Source organism: Streptosporangium sp. NPDC002544 (assembly GCF_040295965.1).
GTDB lineage: Bacteria > Actinomycetota > Actinomycetes > Streptosporangiales > Streptosporangiaceae > Streptosporangium.
On sequence record NZ_JBEOWJ010000077.1, the window covers coordinates 1 to 6182 of the forward strand.

Below are 6182 nucleotides of genomic sequence, written 5' to 3' on the forward strand. Positions count from 1 at the left end.
GATCCAGAGCACCGGGGTGTTGCCGACCACGTGCTCGGGGGCGTGGCAGGTGGCTCCGGTGATCAACTGGCTGAGCGAGGTGGTGGCGATCTGCGATGAATTGAGGGTGTGTGTCATGATCCGTTTCCCATGCTTGCGATGTGGTCGACTCGCTTTTGGGCACGCGGAAGCGACGGCTCACGCCGATCGTGTCGAGCTTTGAGTCGTTGCCAAGGGGCCCGGTGGGCTGGCTTCTATATGCGGGAAACGGATTTGAGAACGAGCAACACAGCCCCCGGCGGCGGGCACACCGGCCGCGAAGATCGCTGGGCGGGCGGCGGTGAGAGTGTCGCGGACACCTCAGTGATCATCGGGTCGCCGACGGCAGGGCCGGTCTGCGGCAGGGGGCGCACATCGGTGATCTGCGCCCCGGTGGCCGCGCCGCACAGGCGATGATCATGATCGGCGGGAAGGCGAGGGCACGGTGCGTGCTCGTGCGACACCGCGGCGACCGCGGAGGGGGTTTCGGTGTTCGAGTCGCCGATGGAGGTCACAGTCTGCACGCCGGGCGCATGATGGTGCGCCGCATGAGCGTGGGCGGCGACGTACAGCGCCAGATGGATCAGCACGACGATACCGAGTACGGTCAGGCACAGCGTGAAGGCGACACCTCCACACCGCGCGACCCGCCGCATCGATCCGATCATGACCACGAACATACATTACCCTGTGTGACTATTCACATCCGGGATGTGATTTAGTGTTCCGGGAGGGCGTCCACGAGCGGGCGGCACCGGCTCACAGAGCACAGCAGGCCTCGCGGCCTTTCTCGCGTATGAGGGCGCCGGCCGGGTCGGCCCAAGCCCAGGCCCATCAGGCCGGCCGGCGGCGGCCCGGTCCACCCCAACACCGCGCGGCGGATCGAAGGCGAGCCGCACCCGGCCACCATCACCCCGTCCTTCTGAGAGGTGATTTCGGGAATGGAGTGTCCACGAGCCGGGTGCTCTCTTCACAGGCGCGGGTCACCCGGGCGCGGGCCGGTAGCCTTCATCGTGGGAAACAACCAGGACAGAGGCGAAGGGGCTGACAGGTGCGGCTCGGCAACCTGGAACGTTCGATCATGGAAGCGTTGTGGAACCATCCCGAGGGCGTGTTCGCCCAGGACCTGGCCGACGCTCTGCCCTCGGCGCCTGCGGTCACGACCGTGTTGACGGTGCTGGTGCGGCTGTCGCGCAAGGGCCTGGTCACCCGGGAGCGCAGTGGCCGTGCCCATCTGTATCGCGCCGCGGGCGGCAAGGACGTCTTCGTCGCCGAGGCCATGCGCCAGGTACTGGACGGCGCCGGTGATGTGGAGGCCGCGGTCAGCCGTTTCGTCGGCAGCGTGTCGCCGCAGGTGGCCGCCGCGCTGCGCGAGGCGCTCGACAACCGGGATCTGGGCAAGACGTCGTGATCGTCTGGCTGGTCGCCGCGGCCGTGGCGCTGGTGCCGCTGCTGGCAGGAGGCCGGCTCGCCGAGCGGCTCGCCGGCGCCGGGTGGACGCATCGTTGTCCCCGCGCTGCCCTGGTCATGTGGCAGGCGATCGGGCTGGCCGGCGGACTGGGAGCGGTCGGCATCGGCCTGGTGGCCTCGGTGGCGCCGCTCGCAGCGGTGTTCCCGCACGGTGCGCACACTCTGATCCGTCAGATTCTCGACGGGCGGGGGCTGGACGGTCTGGGGCCGGCGCACATCGTCGCGCTGGTGTGGAGCGCCGGTCTGATCGGTTGGTTGTCGTTGCACACCGTGCGGGCCGCGGTGCGCACGGTTCGAGCCCAAAACAGGCAGCGGCTGCTGGTGGATGTCGCGGCCGACCCGTCGGTGCTCCACGACGTCTATGTGCTGCCCGGCGCCCGGCCGGTGGCCTACTGCATTCCCGGCCGCCGGGCCCGTATCGTGCTCAGCGCAGGAACGCTCGACCTCCTCGATGCCGAGGAGACCGAGGCGGTGCTCGGCCATGAGCGGGCGCATGCCGCCGGGCGCCACGATCTGCTGCTGCTTCCGTTCCTGGCGCTCGCGCAGGCCTTCCCCTGGCTTCCCGTCGCGAGCACGGCCCGCCGGGTCGTCCCCGTGCTGCTGGAGATGCTGGCCGACGACCAGGCCCGCCGTGTACACGGAGAGCTGCCGCTGGCCCGCGCGCTGGTGCGGATGGCCGCCCCGGCGGCCGGTCCTACCGCGGCGGGCGGCCTGGCGCTGGCCGACACGGCGGTCGTTCACCGCGTGGAACGCCTTTTGCGCGGTCGTCCCCAGCAGCCGGGCTGGGTGCCGGCCATCGCCTACTGCGCCGCCGGCCTGCTGCTGAGCGGGCCCTTGGCCGTGCTGGTCGCGCCCGTGCTGTGTATCACCATCTGGCGGATCTGAGGCGCCGGGCCGCCACAAACCGCAGGGGAAGCCTTTAGGAGAGCGCCGGTGACAGGCGGCCCAGCGCCGGAAGGAAGCGGCCCGTGATGGAGGCGTGGGTGAGCTGGTCCGATCCGTGGGTGCGGATCAGGTAGGGCTCCTCGACCACGCGGACCTGCAGTTCGATCCGCGGCAGTATCACCGAGAACCATCAAGATCATGCCCATGTCTCGATGCACTGGAAAGTGTGCGTATTCCATCTGATGCGGTATTCGCATCGGTGACAGAGGTGTTCTCGCAGGTCGGATGCGATCTTCGGCGTGAATGTCGGGGCCCTGGTAGTGCCTTGACTGTTGAGCTTCTGACCTGCGGGTTCTGGGGTTTCCGGGACGCCGTCTCGCATTGAGTGCGAGGGGGGTTGATGGCTCGCCAGAAGGTCGACATCGATGGCGCGGCGCACCTGGTCCTGGCCGACGGGGTAATGCTGCTGCACCCGGCGGAGACGGTGTTAGAGGCGATGCTGACGGGGCGGTTCCGGCAGCAACGCAGTCGAATGCTCTCGGTGGGCACGGCGACCGCTCGTCTGCACCTGGTACGGCGGTTCATAGCCTTCACCGGGACCTTCCCCTGGCAGCGAGACCCTTCCGATGTTGAAGACTGGGCCAGCGCTCTCCTGTCGGAGTAGAGCCTGCCGGACGGGCCGAGGCCCCATGTGACGTCGGCCAGGTCGAGCCTGCAGTCATCGTTCACACGCAGCCCGACATTGGCCATCAGCCGGCAGGCCGCGTAGGTCCGGGCGGCTGGACCGAACTTCCGGCAGGTCGACACCTCCCCGCCGGCCGGAGCCGGCCGACCCTCGCGAGTCATCGACGTGCGTCGGATGGCGAACCGGCCTGGCGGTGGGTTCAGCGCGAGCGCGTTCTCGGGTGATCGGGAATCTCCGCCCGAGAATATGACAGATGTCATGGCTGTTCGGTGCACGGTGCACCGAAACCGATGGCAGCCGACACTGCCACCGAGAGACCGGCGCTGGGAAGTTGAGTCCATGGCGCATAATCCACTGAGCCCCAACGTCAGAATCCAGCCTCGCGTAGGGCTGGGGGTGCTCGGCTACTTCCTCTACCTCGCGGTCTTCTACGCGATCTTCGTGATCAACGGGGTCGATTACACGCGCGTCGGCGAGAGCGAGCAGACCCTGCTCCTCTGGTACGTGCTCCCGCTGACCGGCGGTGCGATCCTCGCGATCATCGTGGTCTCGATCTACGGCTGGTGGGGTCCGGCAATCCACGAGCGCCGCTCCCTGTCGCGCTGGGCGATGACTCTGCCGATCATCATGATGATCATCGCCGTCGTGAACCTGCTGTTCGGCGAGTTCGGCCGCGTCACCCCCTTGATGTGGGTCTTCCTGATCATCGGCAGCGCGCTGGTCGGCTTCAACGAGGAGATGATCAATCGTGGCCAGCTCATCGTCGCCCTGCGCAGCCGCTTCGGCGAGACCGGCGTGTGGCTGCTGTCGACTGCGATGTTCGCGGTCTTCCACCTGCCAAACGTCTTCCTTGGCATCGGTCTGGGCGGCATCGTGCAGGTGTTCTTCGCGTTCGGTCTCGGCTCGATCTTCTACCTCGCCCGCCGCTCCACCGGCTGGCTCATCTCGGGTATGGTGCTGCACGGCTTCTGGGACTTCACGGTCTTCTCGACCCACAGCTCGGCCTTCCCGCTCGCGGGCATGGCTGCGCCGCTCCTGGCGATTGTCGGCGCGATCACTGTGCCGATCGTCCTGGCCCGCGAGAAGCGCCGTAACGCCGCGCAGGTCGTGGTGGGCAAGGTCCCGGCGACACAGGGCTGACAAACCTCGTGTCCCGTCCCCGCTCCGCACCTTGGCGGGGCGGGGCACGGGCTCCGCTCCTGACGAGCGTTTCGCCGCCCTGCTCGGCGAATGGTCCGGTGCGGAGGAGTGTTCGCGACGGCGTGGACATCGGCCGAGACGGCTCAGGCGGCACTCGCGATCGAGCCCGGACCTGCGGGCATCCTCGTCGACCAAGAGGTCCTAACGCAATGCGACGACCCCGACTACCAGGTGCAGGTCCGCCTCGCGGGCAACCCGCACTACCCCCGCCGTGCTGGCCACGCTGGCCCGATCGCACCGTGTGATGCAGGTGCGTCGCGAGGTGGCCCAGAACCGGAACTGCCCCCACGAGGTCTTGCAGTGTCTGCGGGTCCACGGCGCAGGTATGCAGCTGCGCGTACGCTCACTCGATCGTCGACTGGCGCGCCCGGTAGGGCGGCCTGCCGGGCAGCGACGATCAACGGGCCGTCCCCGCACGCAGCGCACGCCAGCTCGCCGACCGCCCCGGACGGGACCGCCGTAGTACACGGGAAAAAATAGGGCGGATATGGCTGGGCAGGCTCCTAAGCTGGGGTTCTTCGGGCTCTGGCGGGAGGTACCTGGTGGTCGCTCCGGTATTCACGGACGAGGAACTGGAGTCTCTGCGGCGGTTCCCGGAGATCGGCTGGGACGAGCCGGACCGGTTCTTCACCCTCGCTCCGTCTGACGTTGGGTTCATTAGAACTCAGCACGTTTCCGGGTGTCGAGAATGTGGCGGTGGCTCCGTCCTAGGCACACCAGTGGCCACGACGGGCCGCGCGACGAAGAAGGAGAACCACCATGACGATTCAGCGGATGGACAACGTCGGCATCGTCGTCGACGACCTCGACGCTGTAATCGCGTTCTTCGTGGAACTCGGCATGGAGCTAGAGGGCAAGGCGCTGGTCGAGGGGCGTTGGGCGGCACGTCTCGTCGGGCTCGACGACCAACGAGTCGACGTGGCGATGATGCGGAGCCCGGACGGCCACGGGCGGATCGAGCTGGCGAAGTACCACACGCCGAAGGCGATCAGCGGCGTGCCGGAGGACGCCCCGGCGAACACGCTGGGCATTCGCCGCATCATGTTCGCGGTCGACGACATCGACGACGTCATCGCCCGCCTGCGCACCCACGGCGCCGAACTCGTCGGCGAGGTGGTGCAGTACAAGGACATCTACCGGCTCTGCTACATCCGCGGCCCCGAGGGCATCGTCGTCGCACTGGCCGAGGAGCTCGGCTAACGGCCCGTCGCGACCGACCTGCGACCAACCAGAACGATCCGCTGGATGGACCGAGAACGACAACGGGAGGAGTAACCGTGCGACCGAACGAGATCACCGAGGTACTGAACCGACCGATCAGTCAGGAGCTGCTGGCTCGCGACGTGACCCGCTTGGCCTACGTCGCCAAGGACGGCACACCTCGCAATGTCCCGATCATCTTTACCTGGAACGGCTCGGAGATCGTCATGTGCACGTCGAAGAACGCTCCGAAGCTTCAGGCCTTGAGCGAGAACCCGATGGTTGCCCTGACAATCGACACCGAGGCGCACCCGCCCAAGATCTTACTCATCCGTGGTCGGGCCGAGCTGGACTTCGTCGACGGCATCCCGGACGAGTACCTCCAGGCGACCAGCACCTACGAGATGACGCCCGAGCAACGGGTCGACTGGGAGGCGGAGGTGCGTTCGCTCTACCACGACGGCATGGTCCGGATCGTCGTGACCCCGAACTGGGCGAAACTGATCGACTTCGAGACGACTCTGCCGAGCGCGGTCGAGGAGCTGGTCCGGCAGCGGGAGGGGCGTCAGCGCGGCTGAGCGGCGCGAGGTCGCTCGCATGGGGTGGATCGCCCACGCCTCCCCACCGCGGTACGCGGAGTCTGTGAAATCCGCCGGGAAATGTCGCGGTGGGATGTCGAGAACCCGAGCGCGGCTTCGTCCCCGGAGTGAACACGGCCACAATG

Annotated in this window: 8 protein-coding genes; 6 read left to right on the forward strand and 2 right to left on the reverse strand. The window is 67.6% G+C overall.

Going from position 1 to position 6182, the window contains the following annotated elements:
• Window positions 1-233: 233 nt before the first annotated feature.
• Complete coding sequence (locus tag ABT061_RS48050; protein WP_350930411.1) at window positions 234-698, reverse strand: hypothetical protein; 465 nt, start codon at window positions 696-698, stop codon at window positions 234-236.
• A 371-nt stretch (window positions 699-1069) separates the two neighbouring features.
• Here ABT061_RS48050 and ABT061_RS48055 point away from each other — a divergent pair, with 371 nt between their 5' ends.
• Together ABT061_RS48055 and ABT061_RS48060 are read left to right on the forward strand one after the other, a co-directional pair.
• Window positions 1070-1429, forward strand: coding sequence for a BlaI/MecI/CopY family transcriptional regulator (locus ABT061_RS48055; RefSeq protein ID WP_350930412.1), 360 nt, complete (start codon window positions 1070-1072; stop codon window positions 1427-1429).
• Complete coding sequence (locus tag ABT061_RS48060; protein WP_350930413.1) at window positions 1426-2373, forward strand: M56 family metallopeptidase; 948 nt, start codon at window positions 1426-1428, stop codon at window positions 2371-2373. The genes ABT061_RS48055 and ABT061_RS48060 overlap by 4 nt, the downstream gene beginning before the upstream one ends.
• Before the next feature lie 34 nt (window positions 2374-2407).
• Here ABT061_RS48060 and ABT061_RS48065 read toward each other — a convergent pair whose 3' ends face one another.
• The gene (locus ABT061_RS48065) at window positions 2408-2554 is read right to left on the reverse strand and encodes a hypothetical protein (protein ID WP_350930414.1); all 147 of its coding nucleotides are present in this window, start codon (window positions 2552-2554) and stop codon (window positions 2408-2410) included.
• A gap of 219 nt (window positions 2555-2773) precedes the next feature.
• On the opposite strand from ABT061_RS48065, the gene ABT061_RS48070 reads away from it, so the two are divergent.
• From ABT061_RS48070 to ABT061_RS48085, 4 genes are all read left to right on the forward strand, one after another.
• On the forward strand, window positions 2774-3037 hold the full coding sequence (locus ABT061_RS48070; RefSeq protein ID WP_350930415.1) for a hypothetical protein: 264 nt from the start codon (window positions 2774-2776) through the stop codon (window positions 3035-3037).
• 360 nt (window positions 3038-3397) lie between these two features.
• Window positions 3398-4198 (forward strand): CPBP family intramembrane glutamic endopeptidase, encoded by an 801-nt coding sequence (locus ABT061_RS48075; RefSeq protein ID WP_350930416.1) that lies wholly within the window; start codon window positions 3398-3400, stop codon window positions 4196-4198.
• An 834-nt stretch (window positions 4199-5032) separates the two neighbouring features.
• On the forward strand, window positions 5033-5458 hold the full coding sequence (locus ABT061_RS48080; protein WP_451935827.1) for a VOC family protein: 426 nt from the start codon (window positions 5033-5035) through the stop codon (window positions 5456-5458).
• 77 nt (window positions 5459-5535) lie between these two features.
• Window positions 5536-6036 carry a pyridoxamine 5'-phosphate oxidase family protein gene (locus ABT061_RS48085; protein ID WP_350930418.1) on the forward strand — a complete coding sequence of 167 codons (501 nt, stop codon included), beginning with the start codon at window positions 5536-5538 and terminating at the stop codon, window positions 6034-6036.
• Window positions 6037-6182 lie beyond the last annotated feature (146 nt).

Excerpts from the sequence above, each read along its gene's own strand:
- ABT061_RS48050 (WP_350930411.1), bottom strand. The coding sequence starts at position 698 with ATGTTCGTGGTCATGATCGGATCGATGCGGCGGGTCGCGCGGTGTGGA.
- ABT061_RS48070 (WP_350930415.1), top strand. The coding sequence starts at position 2,774 with ATGGCTCGCCAGAAGGTCGACATCGATGGCGCGGCGCACCTGGTCCTG.
- ABT061_RS48075 (WP_350930416.1), top strand. The coding sequence starts at position 3,398 with ATGGCGCATAATCCACTGAGCCCCAACGTCAGAATCCAGCCTCGCGTA.
- ABT061_RS48080 (WP_451935827.1), top strand. The coding sequence starts at position 5,033 with ATGGACAACGTCGGCATCGTCGTCGACGACCTCGACGCTGTAATCGCG.